The organism is Polaromonas sp. P3_C2 (genome assembly GCF_056402675.1).
The window spans coordinates 1-1941 of record NZ_JBFUGX010000720.1 but is presented as its reverse complement, the minus strand read 5'-3'; the positions used below and the strand labels follow the sequence as shown (position 1 = coordinate 1941).

General features: G+C 60.8%; 4 protein-coding genes. 2 read left to right on the top strand and 2 right to left on the bottom strand.

What is annotated here, in order from left to right:
- Positions 1-711, top strand: a 711-nt coding sequence (locus AC1DWI_RS21160; RefSeq protein WP_477725673.1) for a molybdopterin cofactor-binding domain-containing protein, incomplete at its 5' end; no start/stop codon positions are given.
- 62 nt (positions 712-773) lie between these two features.
- Here AC1DWI_RS21160 and AC1DWI_RS21155 read toward each other — a convergent pair.
- Together AC1DWI_RS21155 and AC1DWI_RS21150 are read right to left on the bottom strand one after the other, a co-directional pair.
- Positions 774-1115, bottom strand: coding sequence for a hypothetical protein (locus AC1DWI_RS21155; RefSeq protein WP_477668125.1), 342 nt, complete (start codon positions 1113-1115; stop codon positions 774-776).
- A 172-nt stretch (positions 1116-1287) separates the two neighbouring features.
- Complete coding sequence (locus tag AC1DWI_RS21150; RefSeq protein ID WP_477725672.1) at positions 1288-1566, bottom strand: antibiotic biosynthesis monooxygenase; 279 nt, start codon at positions 1564-1566, stop codon at positions 1288-1290.
- A 215-nt stretch (positions 1567-1781) separates the two neighbouring features.
- Between AC1DWI_RS21150 and AC1DWI_RS21145 the strand changes: the two genes are divergently transcribed.
- Positions 1782-1941: MerR family DNA-binding transcriptional regulator (locus AC1DWI_RS21145; protein WP_477725674.1), on the top strand; the 160-nt coding region annotated here is incomplete at its 3' end.

The window sequence follows — 1941 nt, the reverse complement described above, 5'->3', positions numbered from 1 at the left end:
GCGCAATACGCCGCCCGCAATGTGCGCGACAACCTGGCGCAATTTGTGGCCGGCCTGGACCGGTGCGGCGCGGGCGCGGTGCAGTTTGAAGGGGGCGAGGTTGTCACACCCGCAGGCGCGCGGCCTTTCACCGAAGTCGTGAAGCTGGCCTATGCCAACCGCATCCAGCTCTGGAGCGACGGCTTTTACCGCACACCCAAAATCCACTACGACAAGGCCACACTGACCGGCCGGCCGTTCTACTACTTCGCTTATGGCGCGGCCTGCACCGAAGTCGCCATCGACACCCTGACGGGCGAAAGCCGCGTGCTGAAAGTCGACATCCTGCATGACGTGGGCACCAGCATCAACCCGGCCATCGACATCGGCCAGATCGAAGGCGGTTTTGTGCAGGGCATGGGCTGGCTCACCACCGAGCAGCTGGTGTGGAACGACAAGGGCCTTTTGACCACGCACGCGCCCAGCACCTACAAGATTCCTGCGACCGGCGATGTACCCGAGCATTTCAAGATCGATCTGTGGCCCGAGCCCAACCGCGAAGACAACGTCTTCGGCAGCAAGGCCGTGGGCGAACCGCCGCTGATGCTGGCGATCAGTGTGTATGAGGCTTTGCGCGATGCGGTGGGCGCGGTGAAGGCCGGGGATGAACGCGTGGTGCTGACCGCTCCGGCGACGGCTGAGAATGTGCTGAGCGCTCTTGGGCGCCGGTAATCGGCAGGTCGGATTGGGGCGGGTGCAGAGAGCCTGACCCTTCCCGGCCGCCTGCATCGCGCCTAGCTGAAGACCTTCACAACCAGGCTGATTGCCGAGGCAGCGAACAACCAGAGGACCAGCAACATGCTGCCGCCCGATACCAGACTCGTGGGAATGATAAACAGCATGGCAACGATGCTGCCCGCCGAGAAAACCAGATAGGTCATCCATAGCCCTGCTCCAGCAAGGAAAAACAGAAAAACAATTTTGGGGATGACGTCGAGGCTGCACCCRCCCCAGCACCCGGCCACGCCTGATGCCAACATAAATATCTCCAGGACGATCAGGAGAAAGCCGGCAAAGACAAGGGCGATGGCCGGTGGGCCCTCTTCTTCCGACGGTTGGCTGTTTTCGTTCTGCATGCTTATGGCCCCGATATTTGTAGTCGCGCTGATGGCGACAACAGCCATCCTATCGGAGATTAACAGGGGTACGCGGTAAGCGCGATACCCGATAGCGGCGTTCACAGGCCTACCGGCCCTCGATCTCCAGGTTGCCGCAGTATTCCATTTACGGCAGAACCCGGCCTGACGCTCAAGCCTCCCGGTACATCCCCGAGTCGCCGCGCACGCCCAGCTTCTTCCTGAAGGCCTGAATATCAAAGCCCTCGCTGGCGAGCTGCTTTTGCATGACGGTCTGGGCGGCGGCCACCGCATCGGCATTGGCCCACTCGACCACGGTCACCACATCGAACTCGCTGCTGTCGCCCGTCTGGGTCAGCACATGTTTTTGCAGGCAGCCGGGCTGCTCGCCCAGCATGCGCTGGACCTGGTGAATGCGCTCGACAAAAGCGGAGATCGATTGCGAGGGCACGACGAATTTGTCGACGCGGAACACGGAGGCGGAAGCGGGGGCTTGATAAATCGCTGGACATGAAAACAACTCCTTTGAAATAAGCGGGCCGGATTGGCCTGAAAATGAGGAGTCTGAAACCTCAAGTAAAGTTTAGGTCAAGCATTTTTTCAAGGAAATCCATAGGCACGGAACTGGAACAGGCCGGCATCTTTCCCACACTCTCGGTCGGCGACATGGCACGCCGCAGCGGCGTGGCGGTGTCCACCCTGCACTTTTATGAGAAAAAAGGGCTGATCAGCAGCACCCGCACCGAAGGCAACCAGCGTCGCTACGCACGCGAGATGCTGCGACGCGTGGCTTTTGTGCGTGTGGCGCAGCGGGTGGGCATTGCGC